Raw genomic sequence first — 23,261 nt, forward strand, 5'->3', positions numbered from 1 at the left:
TCAGGGGTTTTTATGGATGTCAGATGTGCCTGCCAACATGTAGGAAATACCTGTAGGCAGCGACCATTTGTCGCAGATCTTATTCTTTGTTGATTGAACGTTCAATCAAAACAAAATAGACTGGCCCTCAAGCCGACGAACGTTTACGCCCGTCGGCAGGCCTAAGGAGAGGTGCTACATGCCCAAGGTCGGTATGCAACCCATACGCCGCCAGCAGTTGATCGAAGCCACATTGACGGCCATCGATCAGGTTGGGATGGGAGATGCCAGCATTGCGCTGATCGCCCGTCTGGCCGGAGTCTCGAACGGCATCATCAGTCACTACTTTCAGGACAAGAATGGCCTGATCGCCGCAACGATGCGGTACCTGATGAATGCGCTGATCGAGAACGTCCACGAACGCAGGCGTGCCCTGAAGGATGACAGCCCACGGGCGCACCTCCAGGTGATCATCGAAGGCAACTTCGACGCCAGCCAGGTCAACGGCCCGGCAATGAAAACCTGGCTAGCCTTCTGGGCCACCAGCATGCATCACCCGTCATTGCACAGGTTGCAGCGGATCAACGATCAACGTCTGTATTCCAACCTGTGCTGCCAGTTTCGCCGAGTGCTGCCGCTGCCGCGCGCACGCAAAGCAGCCCGTGGCCTGGCGGCCCTGATCGACGGCTTGTGGTTGCGCGGCGCCCTGTCGGGAGACGCTTTCGACACGGAGCAGGCGCAACGGATCGCTTACGAATACATGGATTTCCAATTGGCCAAGCAGGTGAGTTAGAGCACACATAAACGCTCAACCCCTGAACGGCTACTGAGTGGGCTATGCCCCTCAGTGGTTAACGCCAACCACTTATGCACTTGCGAGGACTTTATGGCCCGTTTCGAACTGCAAAAACTCTACATTGATGGCGGCTACAGCGACGCTGGCAGCGATGCCACCTTCGAAGCCATCAACCCGGCTAACGGTGAAGTTCTCGCCAACGTGCAACGCGCTACTTTCGAAGACGTTGAGCGCGCCGTGGTCAGCGCCGAAAAGGGCCAGAAAATCTGGGCTGCGATGACCGCCATGGAGCGTTCGCGCATCCTGCGTCGCGCCGTGGAAATCCTGCGCGAGCGCAACGATGAACTGGCTGCCCTGGAAACCCTGGACACCGGTAAATCCTTCTCCGAAACCAAGTACGTCGACATCGTCACCGGTGCCGACGTGCTGGAATACTACGCCGGCCTGGTGCCCGCCATTGAAGGCGAGCAGATCCCGCTGCGTACCACTTCGTTCGTCTACACCCGCCGCGAGCCGCTGGGCGTGGTCGCCGGCATCGGCGCGTGGAACTACCCGATCCAGATCGCCCTGTGGAAGTCTGCCCCAGCCCTGGCTGCCGGCAACGCCATGATCTTCAAGCCAAGCGAAGTGACGTCGCTGACCACCCTGAAACTGGCCGAGATCTACACCGAAGCCGGCGTTCCGGATGGCGTGTTCAACGTCCTGACCGGCAGCGGTCGTGAAGTCGGCACCTGGCTGACCGAGCACCCACGCATCGAAAAAATCTCCTTCACCGGCGGCACCGACACCGGCAAGAAGGTCATGGCCAGCGCTTCGAGCTCCTCGCTCAAAGACGTGACCATGGAACTGGGCGGCAAATCCCCGCTGATCATTTTCGACGACGCCGACCTGGATCGCGCCGCCGATACTGCCATGATGGCCAACTTCTACAGCTCCGGCCAGGTCTGCACCAACGGCACTCGCGTGTTTATTCCAAAGCACCTGCAAGCAGCCTTTGAAGCCAAGATCGTCGAGCGTGTTGCGCGCATCCGCGTCGGCAACCCAGAAGACGAAAACACCAACTTCGGCCCGCTGGTCAGCTTCGCCCACATGGAAAGCGTGCTCGGCTACATCGCCAAAGGTAAAGAAGAAGGCGCACGCCTGCTGTGCGGCGGCGACCGCCTGACCGACGGTGACTTCGCCAAGGGCGCGTTCGTGGCACCGACTGTGTTCACTGACTGCACCGACGAAATGACCATCGTGCGTGAAGAGATCTTTGGCCCGGTGATGAGCATCCTCACCTACGAGACCGAAGAAGAAGTGATCCGCCGCGCCAACGACACCGACTTCGGCCTGGCCGCTGGCCTGGTAACCCGCGACCTGAACCGCGCCCACCGCGTGATTCATCAGCTGGAAGCGGGTATCTGCTGGATCAACGCCTGGGGCGAGTCCGACGCCAAGATGCCAGTTGGCGGCTACAAGCAGTCGGGTGTTGGCCGTGAGAACGGCATCAGCTCGCTGAATAACTTCACCCGCATCAAATCGGTACAGGTCGAGCTGGGCGACTACGCCTCGGTGTTCTAAACCCGAGTTCTGTATTGCCTGCGAGGCAGCCATCGCAGGCAAGCCAGCTCCCACATTGGAATGCGTTCCCCTGTGGGAGCGGGCTTGCCCGCGATGGAGCCCGACCTGACCATCTCCAAAGAGGGTGCATTTATGTCCCAAGAATACGATTACATCATTGTGGGTGCCGGCTCTGCCGGTAACACCCTGGCGACCCGTCTGACCGAAGACGAAGGCGTCACCGTCCTGCTGCTGGAAGCCGGCGGCCCCGACTACCGTCTCGATTTCCGTACCCAGATGCCCGCTGCCCTGGCGTTCCCTCTGCAAGGCCGCCGCTACAACTGGGCCTATGAAACCGATCCAGAGCCACACATGGACGGCCGCCGCATGGAATGTGGTCGCGGTAAGGGCCTGGGTGGTTCTTCGCTGATCAACGGCATGTGCTACATCCGTGGCAACGCCATGGACTACGACAACTGGGCGAAATTGCCAGGTCTGGAAGACTGGAGCTACCTCGACTGCCTGCCGTATTTCCGCAAGGCCGAAACCCGCGACATCGGCCCCAACGACTACCACGGTGGCGAAGGCCCGGTCAGCGTGACCACGCCCAAAGCCGGCAACAACCCGCTGTTCCACGCCATGGTTGAAGCCGGCGTACAAGCCGGCTACCCGCGCACCGAAGACTTGAACGGCTACCAGCAGGAAGGCTTCGGCCCGATGGACCGTACCGTGACGCCGAACGGCCGTCGCGCCAGTACCGCCCGTGGCTACCTGGACACCGCCAAGAAGCGCTCGACCCTGACCATCGTCACCCATGCCCTGACCGACAAAGTGTTGTTCGAAGGCAAGCGTGCGGTCGGCGTGCGTTACCTGATCGGTGCCGCCGAAGAACGTGTGGAAGCCCGCGCGCGCAAGGAAGTCCTGGTGTGCAGCGGCGCCATCGCGTCGCCACAACTGCTGCAACGCTCCGGTGTCGGCCCGGCCAAACTGCTGGAAAGCCTCGACATCCCGGTGGTCCACGACCTGCCAGGCGTCGGTGAAAACCTGCAGGATCACCTGGAGCTGTATCTGCAGTACGCCTGCACCCAGCCGGTCTCGCTGTACCCCTCGCTGCTCTGGTACAACCAGCCGGCTATTGGTGCCGAATGGCTGTTCAACGGCACCGGCATCGGCGCCAGCAACCAGTTCGAAGCGGGCGGTTTTATCCGTACCCGTGAAGAATTCGAGTGGCCGAACATCCAGTACCACTTCCTGCCGGTAGCGATTAACTACAACGGCAGCAACGGTGTGAAAGAGCACGGTTTCCAGGCGCACATGGGCTCCATGCGTTCGCCAAGCCGTGGCCGCGTGCAAGTGAAGTCGAAGAACCCACGGGACTACCCGAGCATCCTCTTCAACTACATGGCCACCGAGCAGGACTGGCAGGAATTCCGCGATGGCATCCGCCTGACCCGTGAAATCATGCAGCAGCCGGCACTGGATGCGTTCCGTGGCCGTGAAATCAGCCCGGGCATCGAGGTGCAAACCGACGAGCAACTGGACAAGTTCATCCGCGAGCACGCCGAAACTGCGTTCCACCCGTCCTGCTCGTGCAAGATGGGCACCGACGAAATGGCCGTGGTCGATGGCGAAGGCCGCGTGCATGGCATGCAGGGCCTGCGGGTGGTCGATGCGTCGATCATGCCGATCATCACCACCGGTAACCTGAACGCGCCAACCATCATGATCGCCGAGAAAATCGCCGACAAGATGCGTGGCCGCCAGTTGCCGCGCAGCACAGCCGACTACTACGTGGCCGGCGATGCGCCAGTGCGTGGCAAGCCGTTGCGTGAAGTGGGTCCTAGCGCGCAGTAATCGCTACACCGCGGCGCCCCTTTCGCGGGCAAGCCCGCTCCCACATTTGAATGTGTTCACAAATCAAAATGTGGGAGCGGGCTTGCCCGCGATGAGGCCCGTCCAGCCTACACACACCTTCCCAGACTCTTCCTACACCGCCACACCCTTGATCCCACCCCCCGCGCCGGCCTAATCTAGTCCCTCGCGCAAACGTTTCACCTTCCTACCGACACGCCGGCTTCTGCCTGGCCACGAGGCTTTCTCATGTTTGATGTCGTTTCTTCGAGCAAATGGCCTACCGGCTTCCTGATCAATCCAAACGTTGAGCCGCTGGACCCGAAATGGCTGAAGGAATTCAGCAAGATCCCGGCCGCGGCCGTCAGCGACTGCCTGGGCCGTAACGTCGGTGGCCTGGGCCTCAAGGCCTTCCACGGTAATGCACCGATGCTCGGCAGCGCCCTGACCGTGCGCGTGCGCCCCGGTGACAACCTGATGATTCTCAAAGCCATGCAAATGGCCCGCCCGGGCGATGTGCTGGTGATCGACGGCAGCGCCGACCTGACCCGCGCCGTGTTCGGCGGCATCATGCGTGCCATGGCCCTGAAGGCCGGCATCGTCGGCGTGGTGATCAACGGCGCCCTGCGTGACCTCGACGAATGGCAAACCGGCGAGCTGCCGGCCTACGCCATCGGCGGCGTGCACCGTGGCCCGAGCACCGACGGCGGCGGCGAGATCAACGTACCGATCTCGTGCGCTGGCATGCTGGTAGCCCCTGGCGACCTGATGATCGGCGATGGCGACGGCGTGGTCGCCGCCTCGCGCAGCGAGCTGCCGGAACTGCTGGTGCGCTGCCATGACCTGCTGGCACGCGAGCAGGCTACACTGGCGGCTATTGAAGCCGGCACCCTGGACCCTGATCGTTTTGATGCGATCCTGCGCGCCAAGGGTTGCCCGGTCTAACCTTGTAGGAGCGAGCTTGCTCGCGAGAAACCCGAGAGCGCAGCATTTATCCAGAATGCCCGCGCCATCGTTCGCGACCTTCGCGAGCAAGCTCGTTCCTACAGTGATGAGGGCCTGCGCTGCCCACAAGGAAGGCCCCATGTTCGACGCCCACCCGCAACTCAAACAACATTTCTCCGCTCTGCGCAGCCGCGCCGAGTTTTTCTCGTTGCGCTACGTGCGCGAGTCCGGCCAGTACCTGTCGGTACGCAAGAACGTCGCTGAACCGCCGCACCTGAGCCGCGACGAAGGCGCCATGCTCACCGTGCGCCTCAACGGTGTCGAAGCCTACGCCGCCACCCATGATATTTCCCTGGCCGGCCTGCAAGCCGCGCTGGAGCGGGCCGAAGAGCAAGCCCTTCGCATCAAGCCCCATGCCCTGCTCGACCTGCGCGACCAGCCGGTGTCCAGCCACATCGCCGACTACCTGTCGCCAGATCTCGACCAACCCTTCCCGTCCCTGAGCGACTGCTACCAACTGCTCGGCGCCGAATCGGCCGCCGTGCCCAAGGACGAGCGCCTGGTGAACTGGGAAGTCAGCCTGGGCACCACCCACGTCGAGCAGATTTACCTCAACAGCGCCGGCGCCGAGTTGCGCCAGGCCCAGCGCTTTGTGTTCCCCGGAGTCGATGTCACGGCCTACGACGGCAACGACAGCCAGACCCGCACCCTGGGCGGCAGCAACTTCGGCCAGCAAGGCGGCTTTGAAGTGATCAACCGTTTCGGCCTGGTCGGCGCCGCGCCACGGATCGCCGACGAGGCCCTGCAACTGCTGCTGGCCCCCAACACGCCTCAAGGCCCGCGCGACCTGCTGCTGATGCCCGACCAGATGATCCTACAGATCCACGAATCCATTGGCCACCCGCTGGAGCTGGACCGCATCCTCGGTGACGAGCGCAACTACGCCGGCACCAGCTTCGTCAAGGCCAGCGACTTCGGCCACCTGCAGTACGGCTCCAACCTGCTGAACGTGACCTTCGACCCAAGCATTCCCGAACAACTGGCCAGCTACGCCCATGACGATGACGGCACGCCCGCCAACAAGCAGTTCCTGATCCGTAACGGCCTGCTGCTCAAACCCTTGGGCGGGGCGCTGTCGCAATACCGCTCGGGTATGGACGGCGTGGCCAACAGCCGCGCCAGCAGTTGGAACCGCGCGCCCATCGACCGCATGGCCAACCTCAATATCGAGGCCGGTGACCAAAGCCTGGCGCAACTGATCGGCGGCATCGAGCACGGCATCCTGATGTCGACCAACCGTTCCTGGTCCATCGACGATGCGCGCAATAAGTTCCAGTTCGGCTGCGAATGGGGCCAGTTGATCGAGAACGGCGAGCTCAAGGGCGTGGTCAAGAACCCCAACTACCGGGCGATTTCCGCGCAGTTCTGGCGCAAGCTCAGTGCCGTGGGCGATGCCAGCACCTTCAAGGTGTTGGGCACGCCCAACTGTGGCAAGGGCGAGCCGAACCAGGTGATCCGCGTCGGCCATGCTTCGCCTGCGTGTGTATTCAGCGATGTAGATGTGTTTGGGGGAGACGTCTGATGAATGCTTTCAAGGAGCTGGTGGAGTGGCTCAAGCAGGCCATCACCGCCGAGGAACAGTTTCATCTGGGCTACGCGGCGGAGTCGTCCGAATTCGTGCGCTTGAATCACGCCAAGGTACGCCAGGCCGGCCAGGTGCAGCAGGCCAGCCTCAACCTCAAGCTGATCAATGATGGCCGGCATGCCGACCTTGGCATCACCCTGGCCGGATCCCCCGAAGTCGACCGCCAGCGCCTGGCCGAGGGCCTGCAGCAATTGCGCGAAACCCTGCCCTTGCTGCCCAAGGATCCTTACCTGCTGCTCAATCACACGGCCTGGCAAAACAGGAGCGATAAGGCCCAGGCGTTGCCGGACCTCGATCAAGTCCTGGCCGAAATCAGCCAGGGCGCCCAAGGCCTGGACTTGGTCGGAATCTATGCCGCCGGGCCGATCAGCCGCGGGTTCGCCAGCTCGTCAGGGGCTTTTGGCTGGCATCAGGCCAATAGCTTCAACTTTGATTTCAGCCTGTTCCATGCCAATGGCGAAGCGGTAAAGGCCAGCTACGCCGGCGATGCCTGGGACAGCGCGGCGTTTGCCCAGCGCTTGCAGCAAGCCCGCGAGCAACTGGAGTTCCTCGGTCGCCCCTTGCACACCCTCGCGCCCGGCCAATACCGTGCCTACCTGGCGCCGGCGGCTCTGGAAGAAATCGTCGACATGCTCACCTGGGGCGGTTTTTCTGCGCAGGCCATCGCCAGCAAGGGCAGCCCGTTGCAGCGCCTGTATGCCGGTGACCAGGCCCTGAGCCCGCTGGTGGGGATGAGCGAACAGATCACGGCCTCCCTCAGCCCGGCGTTCTCCCGTGACGGTTATCCGCGCAGCGACGTGACCTTGATCGCCAATGGCCGGGCGCAAGGCCAACTGGTGAACTCACGCAGCGCCGCCGAATACGGTTTGAGCACCAACGGCGCCGATGGCGGCGAATCCCCCAGTGCGCTCCAGATGGCTGCCGGCAACCTGGCCCAGGCCGATATCCTCAAGCAACTGGGCACCGGCCTGTATATCAGCAACCTGTGGTACCTGAACTACTCCGACCAGCCGGCGGCACGCCTGACGGGCATGACCCGCTTCGCCACGTTCTGGGTGGAAGACGGCGAGATCAAGGCGCCGGTCAGCACCATGCGTTTTGACGACAGCGTCTACCACCTGCTGGGATCGCAGTTGGAAGCACTGACCACCGAGCGCGAACTGCGGCTGTCGGCCAGCACCTACGGCGAGCGCAACACCTCATCCAGTTTGCTGCCCGGCGCGCTGGTCAAGCGTCTGACCCTGACCTTGTAAACCCTGGGCCTGCTGTGGTGAAACCGGGCTTGTTGTAGTGAAGGCGGGCTTGTTGTGGCGAGGGGGCTTGTCCCCCGCTGGGCTGCAAAGCAGCCCCAGTAAGGTGCACCGAGTTCTGTCAGGTTGACCGCGGGGGCTGGTTTTGGGGCTGCTGCGCAGCCCAGCGGGGGACAAGCCCCCTCGCCACAACAAGCCAGCCCTGACCACAACGACAAGCGCCTTGGCCACGGTTTAGGCCCACTCCTACAGGGCAATCCCCTGCATTCTGACGAACCTTCCCTGGCAGCACCCCGCTGGTTGGCGGGCTGTTGTCGACTCTCCAAAAGCTCGTTATAACGGTTAGTGGCATCCCGCCACCTTTCAACCCGCTTGCCTGCAAGCGATGCATGACCTCGCCCGGGATAGGGCGAGCCGGAGCGTTGACATGTACCAAGGAAGTTTTGTCATTGATAAGTTGTTCAAGCACTACAACGTTCACGTAGAGCAACTGGGTAACGATCCGCAACGCAAGACCGTGCTGTTGGTCAACGGCGCGCTGTCCACCACCCGCTCATTCGCCCGCACCAGCAAGTGCCTGGCCGAGCATTTCAATGTGCTGATGTTCGACCTGCCGTTTTCCGGCTATTCGCGCCCGCACAACACTGACCTGGACCTGGTGACCAAGGACGACGAGGTCGAGATCCTGCGGGCGCTGGTGGAGCGTTTCCAGGTCAACCATCTGGTATCGGCCTCCTGGGGAGGCATCTCGACCCTGCTGACCCTGGCGCGCAACCCGCCTTCCATCGAAAGCTCGGTGGTGATGGCCCTGGCACCCAACCTCAACCAGGCAATGCTCGAATACGTGGAGCGGGTGCGGGTGCTGATCGAGGCCGATGACAAGTCCGCCGTCGGCCACCTGCTCAATGAAACCGTCGGCAAATTCCTCTCCAGCCGGCTCAAGCGCAATAACCATCGGCACCTGTCGACCATGGCCACCACCGAATACCGCCAGGCGCGCTTTCATATTCATCAGATGCTGGCCCTGGGCGATGGCAACTACCTGCCGCAATTGCGCCAGATCGAGACGCCGGTGCATTTCCTCAACGGCACCCTGGATGAGTACACCCCGGCCAATGAAGCCCAACTGTTCAAGCACTATGTGGGGCGCAGCAGCTTCTCCAGCGCCGAACACACCGGCCATTTACTCGACCTGGAGTCGCGGGAGGCGGCGCTGGCGGTGCATCGGGCATTGATTGATTTCCTGGTGGGCAAACACGTAGCCATCGCCGATATAGACGAACCGCCAGTGGGAAAACCGGCCGAGGTTGGCGCATAATCGGCAACACATAGCCTGCTAACAAAAAGGGATCTCATGCCGAATCGTGTCGTGCTCGATGCCAAGACCGCCCGTTGGTTACCCTGGGTGGTAGCGATTGCCTTCTTCATGCAGTCGCTCGACGGCACGATTCTCAACACGGCCCTGCCCGCCATGGCCGAGGACCTGGCGGAAAACCCGCTGCGCATGCAAGGCGTGATCATCGCCTACATGCTCACCGTGGCCTTGCTGATCCCGGCCTCGGGCTGGATCGCCGACCGTTTCGGCACCAAGAAGATTTTCTTCGGCGCGATCATGCTGTTCAGCATCGGCTCGCTGCTGTGCGCCCTGTCCAGCAGCCTGACCATGTTGGTGGGCGCCCGGGTGATCCAGGGCCTGGGCGGCGCGCTGATGCTGCCCGTCGGCCGGCTGGTGGTGCTGCGCGCCTACCCGCGCTCGGAGCTGGTGCGGATCATGGGCTTTATCACCATTCCCGGCCTGCTCGGCCCCCTGCTCGGCCCGACCATGGGCGGCTGGATGGTGCAATACCTGACCTGGCACTGGATTTTCCTGATCAACCTGCCGGTGGGCATGCTCGGCTGTTACGCCGTGTGGAAATTCATCCCCGACCTGCGCGGCACTGAGCGTACACGCTTCGACAGCCTGGGCTTTTTGCTGTTTGGCGCGGCGATGGTGCTGATCACCATTGCCATGGAAGGCCTGGGCGAGCTGCACCTGCCGCACTTGCGGGTGATGTTGCTGCTGTTCGGCGGCATGGCTTGCCTGGCGGCCTACTGGCTGCGCGCCGGGCATATCGAAAACCCGCTGTTCTCGCCGGTGCTGTTCAAGACCCGGACCTTTGCCGTGGGCATTCTCGGCAACCTGTTCGCCCGCCTGGGCAGCGGCGCCCTGCCGTTCCTCGTGCCCTTGCTGTTGCAGATCGCCCTGGGCTATTCGCCGTCCCAGGCCGGGATGAGCATGTTGCCCCTGGCGGCGGCGGCCATGGTCGCCAAGTCCATCGCCCGGCCGCTGATCGAACGCCTGGGCTATCGCATCGTGCTCACCGGCAACACCTTGCTCCTGGGCATGATGCTGGCGAGCATGGGCCTGGTCAGCGAGCAGACGCCGTACCCGCTGCTACTGGCTATGCTCGCGGTGCTGGGGGCGATCAACTCCCTGCAATTTACCGCGATGAACACCGTGACCCTGATCGACCTCGACGATGCCCAGGCCAGCAGCGGCAACAGTTTGCTGTCGGTGGTGGCGCAACTGGCCCTGAGCCTGGGGGTGGCCTGCGCCGGTGCCCTGCTCGGCGGGTTTACCGCCGAGGCCGGTAACGATGTGGTCAATACCGTGCTTGAAGCGTTCCAGTTGACGTTCCTCACGGTGGGCATCATGGCGATGCTAGCGGCGGCGATCTTCCTGCAATTGTCGCCAAAAGACGGCAAAAGGCTGGTCAGCCGCGAGCACGACATCGAGCATTAAGCGGCGTCTCGTCTAGAACTTGCAGGGAAATTCCCACGGGGCTGGTACACTGCGCGACATTTTGTTTTTGCAGAGCCAGTCCCGTGACCACCATCGCCACCGCTTTTAATACTTTGCCGCTCTCCGCCGCCATGCTGGCTAACCTCGACTCGCTGGGTTATGCCGAGATGACGCAGATCCAGGCGCAAAGCTTGCCGGTGATCCTCAAGGGGCTGGACCTGATCGCCCAGGCCAAGACCGGCAGCGGCAAGACCGCCGCCTTCGGCATCGGCCTGTTGAACCCGATCAACCCGCGCTACTTCGGTTGCCAGGCCCTGGTGATGTGCCCGACCCGCGAGCTGGCTGACCAGGTGGCCAAGGAAATCCGCCGCCTGGCCCGCGCCGAAGACAACATCAAGGTTCTGACCCTGTGCGGCGGCGTGTCCCTCGGCCCGCAGATCGCTTCCCTGGAGCATGGTGCCCACGTCATCGTCGGCACTCCGGGCCGCATCCAGCAACACCTGCGCAAGGGTTCGCTGGTGCTGGACGGCTTGAACACACTGATCCTCGACGAAGCCGACCGCATGCTCGACATGGGTTTCTACGACGCCATCGAAGACATCATCAGCAAGACCCCAGCCCGTCGCCAGACCCTGTTGTTCTCGGCCACCTACCCGGTGAGCATCAAGCAACTGGCCTCCAAATTCATGCGCGCGCCGCAGCAGGTCAAAGCCGAAGCGTTCCACTCCGACGAACAGATCGAGCAGCGTTTCTACGAAATCTCCCCGGAAGAACGCATGGACGCGGTGACCAAGGTGCTGTCGCACTTCCGTCCGGCCTCCTGCGTAGCCTTCTGCTTTACCAAGCAGCAAGTGCAGGAAACCGTGGATCACCTGACCGCCAAGGGCATTTCTGCAGTCGGCCTGCATGGCGACCTGGAACAGCGCGACCGTGACCAGGTGCTGGCGATGTTTGCCAACCGCAGTACTTCGGTGCTGGTAGCCACCGACGTCGCGGCCCGTGGTTTGGACATCGACTCGCTGGACATGGTGATCAACGTCGAACTGGCCCGCGATTCGGAAATCCACATTCACCGCGTGGGCCGTACCGGTCGCGCTGGCGAAACCGGGATCGCCATCAGCCTGGTAGCGCCGTCCGAAGCGCACCGCGCCCAGGCCATCGAACTGCTGCAAAAAGCCCCGCTGAACTGGGACCAACTGAGCAACCTCAAATCCCAGGGCGGCGCGCCGCTGCTGCCGGTGATGAGCACGCTGTGCATTGCCGCCGGCCGCAAAGACAAGGTTCGCCCAGGCGACATCCTTGGCGCACTGACCGGTGAAGCCGGGATCCCGGGCGCCCAGGTCGGCAAGATTGCGATCTTTGACTTCCAGGCCTACGTGGCAGTGGAGCGCAGCGTCGCCAAGCAGGCGTTGCAGCGCTTGAACGACGGCAAGATCAAGGGCCGCTCGTTGCGCGTGCGGATCCTGTAAAGCCCTTCGATTCAATGGAGATCCAATGTGGGAGCGGGCTTGCTCGCGAATGCGGTGTACCAGTCGCCAGATGGGTTGGCTGACAGTGCGCATTCGCGAGCAAGCCCGCTCCCACATTTTTGATTGCATTTCAAATTAGGTTTTTGTGAGGACACCGTTTTGCGCTCGACCGAAGTTGTGATCATTGGCGCTGGCGCCGCAGGCTTGATGTGCGCGCTGACCGCCGCCGGGCGTGGGCGCAAGGTGATGTTGATCGACCATGCGAACAAGGCCGGCAAGAAGATCCTGATGTCCGGCGGTGGCCGCTGTAACTTCACCAATATGTACACCGAGCCTGCCAACTTCCTCTCGCACAACGCGCACTTCTGCAAATCCGCCCTGGCCCGCTACACCCAGTGGGATTTCATCGGTTTGGTGGCCAAGCATGGCGTGCCCTACCACGAGAAAAAACTCGGCCAGCTGTTCTGCGATAACAAATCCAGCGACATCCTCGGCATGCTGCTCGACGAATGCATCCAGACCGGCGTGAGCCTGCACCTGGACACCTCGATCCAGGAGATCACCAAGCTCGACAGCGGTTATCAGTTGCAGACCACCCTCGGCGAGTTGCGCTGCGAGTCGTTGGTGATTGCCACCGGCGGCCTGTCGATTCCGACCCTGGGCGCCACCGGCTTTGGCTATCAGGTAGCCAAGCAGTTCGGCCATGAGTTGCTACCGACCCGCGCCGGCCTGGTGCCATTTACCATCACCGATCAGCTCAAGGAGCTGTGTGGCGAGTTGTCCGGCACCTCGGTCGATTGCCTGGTCAGCTGCAACGACCAGAGCTTTCGCGAGAACATTTTGTTTACCCATCGCGGCCTGAGCGGGCCGGCGATTTTGCAGATATCCTCGTACTGGGAGCCCGGCGACACGGTTGAGATCAACCTGCTGCCCGACCACGACGCCCACACCTGGCTGCAACAGCAACAGGCCGAGCGCCCCAACAGCGAGCTCAAGACCCTGCTGGGTGAGATCTTCACCAAGAAGATGGCCAACCTGTTGGCCGAGACGTGGTTTGTGTCCAAGCCGATGAAGCAGTACACCCACGCCGAACTGGCGGATATCGCCACTAAACTGGGCAGTTGGCAGTTGGTCCCGGCCGGTACCGAAGGCTACCGCACCGCCGAAGTCACCCTGGGCGGGGTGGATACGCGGGAGGTGTCGTCCAAGACCATGGAGTCGCTGAAAAGCCCGGGCCTGTACTTTATCGGCGAAGTGCTGGACGTGACCGGGCACTTGGGTGGGTTCAACTTCCAGTGGGCCTGGGCATCGGGCTATGCGGCGGCGCAGTACGCCTGAGCCCCGCCCTCTAAAACGGTAATGCGATCACCTGTGGGAGCGGGCTTGCTCGCGAATGCGCAGTACCAGTCAACTGATCCGGTGGCTGGCACACCGCATTCGCGAGCAAGCCCGCTCCCACATTTTGATTGGGGTGTGCCAAAAACATTTTTTGCTTGTGAATGTGATCGCCACGCTTGCCGTGGCGTCATTACTGGCTCAATTTAGCGGCATCGTCCCGGAAGACCCCAGACTTCATGTCCTCGACCTCGTTCAAGCAGTCCATGCGGCGCCTTTGGGCACTGGATAAGTTCAGTTACAGCGTACGGGTGTTTATCGCCCTCACCGGCAGCATGGCGCTGTGCTGGTATCAGGATGAAATGTCGCTGCTGATCCCGCTGTTCCTGGGGATTATCGCCAGCGCCTTGGCCGAGACCGATGACAGTTGGCAAGGCCGCCTCAACGCCCTGGCGGTGACGCTGGTGTGTTTCAGCGTGGCGGCGCTGTCGGTGGAGCTGCTGTTTCCGTACCCGTGGATTTTCGCCATCGCCATCGCCCTGGCGAGTTTCTGCCTGACCATGCTCGGCGCCCTCGGCGAGCGCTATGGGGCGATCGCCTCAGCGACTTTGATTCTGTCGGTCTACACCATGATCGGTGTGGATCAGCGCGGTGGCGCCGTCACCGACTTCTGGCACGAACCCTTGCTGCTGGTGGCCGGCGCCGCCTGGTATGGCGCGTTGTCGGTGCTGTGGCAGGCGATGTTTTCCAACCAGCCGGTGCAACAGAGCCTGGCCCGGCTGTTTCGCGAGTTGGGGCGTTACCTCAAGCTCAAGTCATCGCTGTTCGAGCCTATTCGCCAACTGGACGTAGAAGCGCGGCGCCTGGAACTGGCCCAACAAAATGGCCGGGTGGTGGCCGCACTCAATGCGGCCAAGGAAATCATCCTGCACCGTGTCGGCAATGGCCGGCCGGGGTCCAAGGTCAGCCGCTACCTCAAGCTGTACTTCCTGGCCCAGGACATCCACGAACGCGCCAGCTCCTCCCACTACCCCTACAACGCGCTGGCCGAGGCGTTCTTCCACAGTGACGTGCTGTTCCGCTGCCAGCGCCTGCTGCGCCAGCAAGGCAAGGCCTGCCAAGCCCTCGCCGAGTCGATCCAGTTGCGCCAGCCGTTTGTCTACGACGCCAGCTTCGCCGAAGCCCTGGGCGACCTGAATGCATCCCTGGAACACCTGCGTATCCAGAGCAACCCAGCCTGGCGCGGCCTTCTGCGTTCGCTGCGGGCGCTGGCGGCCAACCTGTCGACCCTCGACCGCCTGCTCAGTGATGCCAGCAACCCCGACAGCCTGGCCGATGCCAGCGACAGCAGCCTGCTGGACCGTTCGCCGCGCAACCTCAAGGAAATGTGGACGCGCCTGCGCACCCAACTGACCCCGACTTCGCTGCTGTTCCGCCACGCCCTGCGCCTGCCCCTGGCGCTGAGTGTGGGCTACGGCATGGTGCATTTGATCCATCCGTCCCAAGGCTACTGGATCATCCTCACCACCCTGTTCGTCTGCCAGCCCAACTACGGCGCGACGCGGCGCAAGCTCGGCCAGCGGATCGTCGGCACGGCCATCGGCCTGACGGTGGCCTGGGCGCTGTTCGATCTGTTCCCCAGCCCCCTGGTGCAATCGATGTTCGCCATCGCCGCCGGGCTGGTGTTCTTTATCAACCGCACCACCCGCTACACCCTGGCCACCGCCGCCATTACCCTGATGGTGCTGTTCTGCTTCAATCAGGTGGGCGATGGCTACGGGCTGTTCCTGCCGCGCCTGTTCGATACCCTGCTTGGCAGCCTGATCGCCGGCCTGGCGGTGTTCCTGTTCCTGCCGGACTGGCAGGGCCGGCGCCTGAACAAGGTGCTGGCCAACACCCTGACCTGCAACAGCATCTACCTGCGCCAGATCATGCAGCAATATGCCGCCGGCAAGAGCGACGACCTGGCCTACCGCCTGGCCCGGCGCAATGCGCACAACGCCGACGCCGCGCTGTCCACCACCCTGGCCAACATGCTGATGGAACCGGGGCATTTCCGTAAGGAAGCCGACGTGGGCTTCCGCTTCCTGGTGCTGTCCCACACCTTGCTCAGCTACCTGTCGGGCCTGGGTGCGCACCGCGATACCCAACTGCCGGCCGACATGCGCGAACACCTGATCGAAGGCGCGGGCAAGACCCTCGCCAGCAGCATTGACGAAATTGCCACAGGGCTTGCGAACAAACAGCCGATCGCGGTGCAAAGCGATGCCGAGGAAGCGCTGGCGGTAGAGCTGGAGCAAATGCCGGATGAGATCGACGAAGCCCAGCGCCTGGTGCAGACGCAGTTGGCGTTGATCTGTCGGCAGTTGGGGCCGTTGCGTACGCTGGCGGCGCATTTGATCAAGGAGACTAGCGCGGCTTAGGCCGCCCTCGCATAAATGCTGTTGTGGCGAGCAGGCTTGTCGGAACGCCGCATCGCCCGCGCTGGGCTGCGAAGCAGCCCCGGTAAGCCGAGTGCGGTGTATCAGATAAAACGTAGCGGCTGGTTTTGGGGCTGCTGCGCAGCCCAACGCGGGGCAAGCCCGCTCGCCACAGGGGGGAGGCGTTCGTATTGCGATGGGGACCTAGAACCCCCTACATCCCATGCTGCTTCAGCAACCGCGCATAACTGCCATCGGCCTTCATCTTGCTGATCTCCCGATCAAACCCGGCAACGATCTGCTCGTGCTTGGGGTTTTTCAGGCTGACCAGAATATGCAGGCTGTTTTCGCTCAAGGGTTTGGGCAGGAACTCCACGGCATTGCGCACCCTGGGCGATTCCCGCGCCAGGTAAAAGCGTGCGACATACTCATCCTCAACCGTCAGCCGCACGCGCTGGGCAGCCAGCATGCGCACGGCCATGGCAAAGTTATGCACCGGGACTTTTTGCAGTTTTGGATCAGCATCGAAATCTGCCGAATAGGCGTAACCGCGCACCACCGCGACGGGGTAGTCGTGCAGTTGCTGAAGGTTCTGGAACTCGATGGGATCGGCGCGGCGCTTGATAAAACGCACACGGTTGAGCAGGTACTCGGCGGAAAACTGCCCCAAGTGCGTGCGCGCCTCGTCGTACCAGGCATTGATCAGCACGTCATAACGCCCATCCCCCACGCCCATCAACGCGCGCGCCCACGGCACTTGCTCGAAATCACTGGCATAGCCGGCACGCGCCAGGGCGGTGCTGACGATATCGGTAGCCAGGCCGCCATTGATCAGGGTCGCATCGGTAAACGGCGGCCACGCATCCGCCACCAGGCGCAAGCGTTCCGCGGCCACTGTAGGGGCCAGCAACAGCAATACGATCAAAGCAACGGCACGAGATAATCGCAGCATGCTTATTGTCCTTGCACAGCGGGCAGATTCTGGCGGGCGATGACGCTGGCGGGAGTACTTCCAGGTTCTGACTGTAGCTTATCGCTCGCGATGTACAGCAGATTACACAAAGAAGCAGGCCGCGAAAGCTCTCAATGATGGCAAATTGACGTCACTCACAAAAAACAGGGTTTTCCACGTGTTTGCACTATCGCCCAAGACAGTCGCCGGCCAGGGCACTACTATTCGGCTCAGGTCTTTAAGCGAGATGGAACGATGACTGTCGATTGGGTTTGCAAGCACCACAATGATCTGGGCAAGGAACAGCTCTATGCCATTTTGCGCCTGCGCTCGGAGGTGTTTGTGGTAGAGCAGAAATGCGTCTACCAGGACATCGATAACCAGGACCTGGAGGGCGATACCCACCACCTGATGGCCTGGCAGGACAATCAACTGGTGGCCTACCTGCGCCTGCTGGATCCGGAGCTGAATGGCGACGACGTGGTCATCGGCCGCGTGCTCGTGGCCGAGGCCGCGCGAGGCACCGGCCTGGGCCACCAGATGCTGGAAGAAGCCCTCAAACAGATCGACGATATCTGGCCGCAGATGCCGATCTTTCTCTCAGCCCAGGCGCATTTGCAGGGGTACTACGCAAGATGTGGGTTCAAGGTCGAGGGTGAGGTCTACCTTGAAGACGACATTCCACATATTGGTATGCGGCGCGCTTGAGATCGCTATCGCGGGCAAGCCCGCTCCCACAGGTCGATTGCGATCAAATGTGGGAGCGGGCTTGCCCGCGATAGCGTCAGACCTGCCAGCCCAATTTCAGGGGTAACCCAACACCTGCTTGACCTGCACCAGGTTGCGCTCGATCCAGCCCCGGTCAATCGCCCCCCAGTCGCGAATCCGGTAGTGCCCGGCATGGTTGCGGGCGCCATCTTCCTGCTCGAATTCACAGACGATATCCAGATCCGCCAACGCCGCGATGGTGTCCTGGGCCGTGCGCCGGGGCATGCCCGTCACCTCGGTCAACGCCGGGACGCTGCTGGCCAATTGGCTGTCGATCAGGTACGCCACATACAGGCGGCGGTAGAAACTGCTCTTGGTCTTACTCACGTCCATGATCGGTCGCCTTGTGATTAGCACTTGCCCTGCAAGTCGCGATAAGTCAGGTACACCCGCAGGTCGAACTCCACCTGATGGTAGCCGGGCATCATGTATTCGCAGAGTTTATAGAACGCCTTGTTGTGGTCCGATTCCTTGAAGTGTGCCAGTTCGTGGACGACGATCATTTTCAGGAATTGCGGCGCGGCCTCCTTGAACAACGCGGCGATGCGGATCTCTTTCTTGGACTTGAGATTGCCACCCTGCACCCGCGAGATCGTGGTGTGCAGGCCAAGGGCGCGGTGGGTCAGGTCCAGGCGGTTGTCGAACAGCACCTTGTCGATGGGCGGCGCGTTGCGCAGGTGCTCCTGCTTCAGAGCCTGGGCGTAGTTGTACAGCGCCTTGTCACTCTGCACCCCATGGCGCTCGGGGTAACGCTGCTGCAGGTAGTCGCCCAGTTGATCCTTGGCGATCAATTGGCGTACTTGCTCTTGCAGGGCGGCGGGATAGGCCTGGAGGTATTTCAGCGCAGTCATGGGTTCGAACGGCAGGGGCTTGAGGCCGCCAGTGTAGCGAATTCAGCAGGGGCCTGCGCGCAGCGCGAAAGGCTGTGGCCACAGGGAAATCTCTTTGACTGTGAGGGGCAGGGCCACCAGCGGCCCCTGGATAAACTGGCAGCCATTGGCTTGCAACCAGTGGCACTGCTCAAGGGTCTCTACACCTTCGGCAATCACCAGCAAGCCGAAGTGCCCACACAGTTCGATAATGCTGCGGGCCAGCGCCGCCTCCCGCGGCGAGCCGAGCACGCGGGCCACCAGGCCGGGGTCGAGTTTGAGGGTGTCGAACTCCAGGTCACGCAGATGGGCCAGGGAGCAGTTGCCCGAACCGAAGTCATCCAGGGCTATGCGTACCCCCAGGTGTCGTAGCTGCCTGAGCTGCTTGGTGGACTCTTCAATATTGTGCATCAGGCTTTCTTCGGCGATTTCCACTTCCAGTTGCCGCCCGTGCAGCCCATGTCGCTCCAGTGCCTGCTGCAGTTGAGGCACCAGGTTGGGCATATTGAACTGGCTGCTGCTCAGGCTCACGCTGAGCACCCATTCGTCGCTCATGACCGATGCCCAGGTCTGGCGCGCCAATGCCACCTGATGGTAAATCCAACTGCTGAGCTGGCTGATCAGGCGCGCCTCCTCCAGCAAGGGCATGAACAACCCAGGCGGCACGTCGCCCACACTCGGATGCTGCCAGCGCAACAAGGCTTCGACACCGCGCAGGTGCCCATCCAGCAGGGACACCTGGGGCTGGTACACCAACGTCACCTGCTTGTGGTCGATGGCCTCGCGCACACTGCTTTCAAGCATCAGGCGCGAGCGGGCCCGGCCGTTCATTTCCTGATCGTAATAGCGATATTGCTGACGCCCTGCCCGCTTGGCTTCGTACATGGCGATATCGGCGGCACGCAGCAGGCCGGACAAATCGCGGCCGCAATCGGGGAACGTGGCGATGCCAATACTGACCCCCAGCATGACCTCCAGGCCATCCACCTGCTGGCAGATCGATACCCGCTCGATCAACTGTTCGGCGAGCTTGGCGGCCTGTTCCGCGTATTCCAGCTCCAGCAACGCGACGAACTCATCCCCACCAAGGCGGCCAAGAATGTCGCAACTGCGCAGGCACAGTTCCAATTGCTCCGAGACCCAGCGCAGCACCCGGTCGCCGGCGTCGTGCCCCACCGAATCGTTGACCCGCTTGAAACCGTCCAGGTCCATGTACAGCAGCACCATGGCATGCTCGCTACGCTCGTTGCGCAGCAGGATCGTCTCCACGGTCTGGTAAAAACCACGCCGGTTGAGCAACCCGGTGAGCGGGTCGGTGACGGCCTGGGACTCCAGTTGCTGGTGCAGATGGCGCACCTGCGACATGTCTTGCACAGTCACCACCATGGCCCTCTGCTCCGGGGGCAACGGCGCACAGGACATCGCCACCGGCAACTGCTGGCCGGGTGCGGTGCGCAGGATTGCATCATGCAGGCGCCAGGTTTCGCCACGCAGGTAGCCGGTATACAGCTCGCAGCTGAACCAGTCAGGCATATGGGGTTTTTGCAGGAAGCCCAGGAACGCCTGGCCTTGCAACTCGTCCACCGTGGCATTGAGCAATCGTGAAATGGCCGGATTGGCGTAGCTGACTACCCCGTCTTCGCCCACCACCAGAATGCCCTCGGCGGCGTTGTCGAGCACCGAGGCATTAAAGGCCCGAGCCGCCTCCAGGTCATGACTCAGACGCTGCAAGGCCCGGCGGTTACGCTGATGCTCCAGCAAGGCCTGGACCTTGGGCTTGAGAATATTCGGGTCAAAGGGTTTGAACAGGTAGTCGATGGCGCCACTGGCATAGCCTTCGAGCACGGCGGCGGGCGATTGCTCAGTGGCACTCAGGAAGATGATCGGCGTCATGCGGGTGCGCTGACTGCCGCGCATCAAACGCGCCACTTCGAAGCCGTCCATGCCCGGCATCCGCACATCCAGCAACACCAGGTCGACATCACGCGCCAGTAGCAGTCCCAGGGCTTCCTCGCCGGAGCCCGCGGTCAACACCTGCCAGTCCTCGCACTGTAGGAGCGCGCGCATGCTGATCAGGTTTTCCGGGTAGTCATCGACCACCAGGAGCACTGAAGAGCCTTCGGCCAGGGTTGGAGCGGATTCCATGCTGCATCTCTTCCTTGAGGGTTCGTTCCGGTCAATTTTGAGACAAAACCAGACACTTAATGTGGAGTCACTCTAGCCTCGGATCCCTTAAAGCAGAAGGCACGACGGGAGCATCATTGCGCCAAAGCGCACACAACCGACTAACGGTCAGGCGCTACAGCCCCCGGATTACGGGAAAGATGGCTTTTTGACAGGCTATTGACGCCAATAAACCGCCTGAAAATCATTAACAAACCGTTACCAGCCGCTTATAAAGAACGCGCCACCCCTCGGGCCAAAGCCTTTTGACCCCTCTTTCGTACAACAAAGGCGCACTCCATGATTGATCTGTCCACCTGGAACCTGAGCATCCCTGTTGGCACTCCACCCGCCACCATCGACACGCCTAAACTGCTCAGCGGCTTCAAGGGCAAGTACTTCCAGGCCGAAGGCAGCAGCGCGCAATTCTGGTCCCCCGTCACCGGTACCCGCACCGAAAACGCGATCTACCCGCGCAGCGAACTGCGCGAAACCTATGCCGATGGCCGGCTGCGCAACTGGACCTATCCCGAAGCCGATAACTACCTGCGCGCCACCCTGGCCATCAATCAGGTGCCCTCCTCGGGCAAGATTGTCATCGGTCAGATCCACGCCTATGACAGCCAGAAACCACTGGTCAAAGTCGAATACCAGTACAAGGAAAAAACCCAGACCGGCAACATCGTCGCCAAAGTGCGCATGCGCCCGGATGACAGCAAAGGTCGGGTGATCATCGTGGCCGAGAATGTGCCACTGCAGCGCAACTTCACCTACGTCATCCACCTGAACAAGGCCGGCCTGCTGAACATTGAAGCCGCCAACGGCCAATGGAACGAACGCCTGGGCGCGGCCTGGGGCAAAAAGCCTTTGTACTTCAAGGCCGGTGTGTATGTGCAAGACAACAGCGGCGACAGCAAAGAGGGTGGCAAAGTGACATTTGCCAAACTGGATATCGATCACAACTGACAGTCCGATCATTCTCACGACGCTTTAGGACAGAACCGCGACCCTGGGTCTCGACTTTTTTGTAGGACAATTCGAGTATGGCGCCGCGCACGCGCAATGCTTCCCTATAAGAAAGTCATGGAGACTCACCAATGCCCTTCACTCGCACCCTACTCGCCCTTTCCATGGGCATGGTTCTGCTGCAAAACCCGGCCTTCGCTGCTCCGCCGTTGTCGATGACCGACGGGGTGGCCCAGGTCAATATCCAAGACAGCAACGCCTGGGTTGAGATCAGCAAAGCCGCGTTCGAACACAACATCCGCACCCTGCAAACCAGCCTCGCCGACAAGTCGAAAATCTGCGCCGTGCTCAAAGCGGACGCTTATGGCCACGGTATCGGCCTGCTGATGCCGTCGGTGATCAAGCTCGGCGTACCTTGCGTGGGCGTGGCCAGCAATGAAGAAGCCCGCGTCGTACGTGAAAGCGGCTTCAAGGGCCAACTGATCCGCGTACGCACCGCCGCGTTGAGCGAGCTGGAAGCGGCGCTGCCATACAACGTCGAAGAGCTGGTGGGCAACCTCGACTTCGCCGTGCGCGCCAGCCTGATCGCCGAACATCATGGCCGCCCTTTGGTGGTCCACCTGGGCCTGAACTCCAGCGGCATGAGCCGCAACGGCGTAGAAATGACCACCGCCCAAGGCCGGCGCGATGCCGTGGCCATCACCAAGGTACCGAACCTGGAAGTGAAGGCGATCATGACCCACTTCGCCGTCGAAGACGCCGCCGACGTGCGCGCCGGCCTCAAGGCCTTCAACGAGCAGGCCAACTGGCTGATCAACGTCGCCCAACTGGACCGCAGCAAAATCACCCTGCACGCCGCCAACTCCTTCGCCACCCTGGAAGTGCCCGAGTCCCGCCTGGACATGGTGCGCCCCGGCGGCCTGCTGTTCGGCGACACCGTGCCATCGTTCACCGAGTACAAGCGGGTGATGCAGTTCAAGTCCCACGTGGCCTCGGTCAACAGCTACCCCAAGGGCAACACCGTCGGCTACGACCGCACCTACACCCTGGCGCGGGATTCGAAACTGGCCAACATCACCGTGGGCTATTCCGACGGCTATCGCCGAGCGTTCACCAATAAAGGCATCGTGCTGATCAATGGGCATCGGGTGCCGGTGGTGGGCAAGGTGTCGATGAACACCTTGATGGTGGATGTGACCGATGTGCCGAGCGTGAAGAGTGGGGATGAGGTGGTGCTGTTTGGCAAGCAGGGGAATGTGCAGACGAGCCAGGCCGAGGTTGAGGATATCAATGGGGCGTTGTTGGCGGATCTCTACACCGTCTGGGGCAACTCGAACCCCAAAGTGCTGGTTGATCAATAAGCACCGCAAATCAAATGTGGGAGCGGGCTTGCCCGCGATGGCGGTGGGTCAGGCAACAAATGTATTGGCTGAACCACCGCAATCGCGAGCAAGCCCGCTTGTATGTTTAGACTTGAAGGGGTGGGCGGCGACTAAAAGCCCGATTCCGACTCTAGCCAGTACGGACCG

Annotated in this window: 18 protein-coding genes; 14 read left to right on the plus strand and 4 right to left on the minus strand. The window is 61.8% G+C overall.

Annotation, left to right across the window (positions count from 1 at the left end; translation table 11 throughout):
• Positions 1 to 178 precede the first annotated feature (178 nt).
• From betI to yccS, 11 genes are all read left to right on the plus strand, one after another.
• Positions 179 to 772, plus strand: coding sequence for a transcriptional regulator BetI (gene betI, locus JTY93_RS25175; protein ID WP_016977777.1), 594 nt, complete (start codon positions 179 to 181; stop codon positions 770 to 772).
• 93 nt (positions 773 to 865) lie between these two features.
• Complete coding sequence (betB, locus tag JTY93_RS25180) at positions 866 to 2,338, plus strand: betaine-aldehyde dehydrogenase (protein WP_170057605.1); 1,473 nt, start codon at positions 866 to 868, stop codon at positions 2,336 to 2,338.
• A gap of 132 nt (positions 2,339 to 2,470) precedes the next feature.
• Positions 2,471 to 4,171, plus strand: a complete 1,701-nt coding sequence (betA, locus tag JTY93_RS25185) for a choline dehydrogenase (RefSeq protein ID WP_169991544.1) — start codon at positions 2,471 to 2,473, stop codon at positions 4,169 to 4,171.
• Positions 4,172 to 4,417: 246 nt separating this feature from the next.
• Positions 4,418 to 5,113, plus strand: a complete 696-nt coding sequence (locus JTY93_RS25190) for an RraA family protein (protein ID WP_032858688.1) — start codon at positions 4,418 to 4,420, stop codon at positions 5,111 to 5,113.
• Positions 5,114 to 5,252: 139 nt separating this feature from the next.
• The gene (locus tag JTY93_RS25195) at positions 5,253 to 6,695 is read left to right on the plus strand and encodes a TldD/PmbA family protein (protein ID WP_205478009.1); all 1,443 of its coding nucleotides are present in this window, start codon (positions 5,253 to 5,255) and stop codon (positions 6,693 to 6,695) included.
• Positions 6,695 to 8,011, plus strand: a complete 1,317-nt coding sequence (locus JTY93_RS25200; protein WP_205478008.1) for a TldD/PmbA family protein — start codon at positions 6,695 to 6,697, stop codon at positions 8,009 to 8,011. The genes JTY93_RS25195 and JTY93_RS25200 overlap by 1 nt, the downstream gene beginning before the upstream one ends.
• Positions 8,012 to 8,435: 424 nt before the next feature.
• Positions 8,436 to 9,326 carry an alpha/beta fold hydrolase gene (locus JTY93_RS25205; RefSeq protein ID WP_205478007.1) on the plus strand — a complete coding sequence of 297 codons (891 nt, stop codon included), beginning with the start codon at positions 8,436 to 8,438 and terminating at the stop codon, positions 9,324 to 9,326.
• 36 nt (positions 9,327 to 9,362) lie between these two features.
• Positions 9,363 to 10,790 (plus strand): multidrug transporter subunit MdtD, encoded by a 1,428-nt coding sequence (gene mdtD / locus JTY93_RS25210; protein ID WP_205478006.1) that lies wholly within the window; start codon positions 9,363 to 9,365, stop codon positions 10,788 to 10,790.
• Between the two features lie 131 nt (positions 10,791 to 10,921).
• Positions 10,922 to 12,259 (plus strand): ATP-dependent RNA helicase DbpA, encoded by a 1,338-nt coding sequence (gene dbpA / locus JTY93_RS25215; protein ID WP_232545553.1) that lies wholly within the window; start codon positions 10,922 to 10,924, stop codon positions 12,257 to 12,259.
• A gap of 159 nt (positions 12,260 to 12,418) precedes the next feature.
• On the plus strand, positions 12,419 to 13,597 hold the full coding sequence (locus tag JTY93_RS25220; protein ID WP_205478005.1) for a BaiN/RdsA family NAD(P)/FAD-dependent oxidoreductase: 1,179 nt from the start codon (positions 12,419 to 12,421) through the stop codon (positions 13,595 to 13,597).
• Positions 13,598 to 13,833: 236 nt separating this feature from the next.
• Positions 13,834 to 16,017 carry a YccS family putative transporter gene (gene yccS, locus JTY93_RS25225; protein ID WP_205478004.1) on the plus strand — a complete coding sequence of 728 codons (2,184 nt, stop codon included), beginning with the start codon at positions 13,834 to 13,836 and terminating at the stop codon, positions 16,015 to 16,017.
• A gap of 211 nt (positions 16,018 to 16,228) precedes the next feature.
• Here the strand turns inward: yccS and JTY93_RS25230 are convergent, their stop codons facing one another.
• Positions 16,229 to 16,966: a substrate-binding periplasmic protein gene (locus JTY93_RS25230; RefSeq protein ID WP_205478003.1), complete on the minus strand. Its 738-nt coding sequence runs from the start codon at positions 16,964 to 16,966 to the stop codon at positions 16,229 to 16,231.
• Positions 16,967 to 17,221: 255 nt separating this feature from the next.
• Here JTY93_RS25230 and JTY93_RS25235 point away from each other — a divergent pair, with 255 nt between their 5' ends.
• Complete coding sequence (locus JTY93_RS25235) at positions 17,222 to 17,674, plus strand: GNAT family N-acetyltransferase (RefSeq protein WP_205478002.1); 453 nt, start codon at positions 17,222 to 17,224, stop codon at positions 17,672 to 17,674.
• Between the two features lie 96 nt (positions 17,675 to 17,770).
• On the opposite strand, the gene JTY93_RS25240 is transcribed toward JTY93_RS25235, so the two are convergent.
• Genes JTY93_RS25240 through JTY93_RS25250 form a run of 3 tightly spaced genes read right to left on the minus strand, consistent with a single transcriptional unit; the run spans position 17,771 to position 20,748 of the window.
• The gene (locus JTY93_RS25240) at positions 17,771 to 18,067 is read right to left on the minus strand and encodes a winged helix-turn-helix domain-containing protein (protein ID WP_029297334.1); all 297 of its coding nucleotides are present in this window, start codon (positions 18,065 to 18,067) and stop codon (positions 17,771 to 17,773) included.
• Between the two features lie 17 nt (positions 18,068 to 18,084).
• Entirely contained in the window at positions 18,085 to 18,585 is a 501-nt protein-coding gene (locus JTY93_RS25245; protein ID WP_205478001.1) for a M48 metallopeptidase family protein, read from the minus strand.
• 42 nt (positions 18,586 to 18,627) lie between these two features.
• Positions 18,628 to 20,748, minus strand: a complete 2,121-nt coding sequence (locus JTY93_RS25250) for a putative bifunctional diguanylate cyclase/phosphodiesterase (protein ID WP_205478000.1) — start codon at positions 20,746 to 20,748, stop codon at positions 18,628 to 18,630.
• A gap of 318 nt (positions 20,749 to 21,066) precedes the next feature.
• Here JTY93_RS25250 and JTY93_RS25255 point away from each other — a divergent pair, with 318 nt between their 5' ends.
• Together JTY93_RS25255 and alr are read left to right on the plus strand one after the other, a co-directional pair.
• On the plus strand, positions 21,067 to 21,732 hold the full coding sequence (locus JTY93_RS25255) for a polysaccharide lyase family 7 protein (protein WP_205477999.1): 666 nt from the start codon (positions 21,067 to 21,069) through the stop codon (positions 21,730 to 21,732).
• Positions 21,733 to 21,863: 131 nt separating this feature from the next.
• Positions 21,864 to 23,093: an alanine racemase gene (gene alr / locus JTY93_RS25260; protein ID WP_205477998.1), complete on the plus strand. Its 1,230-nt coding sequence runs from the start codon at positions 21,864 to 21,866 to the stop codon at positions 23,091 to 23,093.
• The last annotated feature ends 168 nt before the right edge of the window (positions 23,094 to 23,261 follow it).

The sequence above is a fragment of the Pseudomonas hygromyciniae genome (assembly GCF_016925675.1).
GTDB lineage: Bacteria > Pseudomonadota > Gammaproteobacteria > Pseudomonadales > Pseudomonadaceae > Aquipseudomonas > Aquipseudomonas hygromyciniae.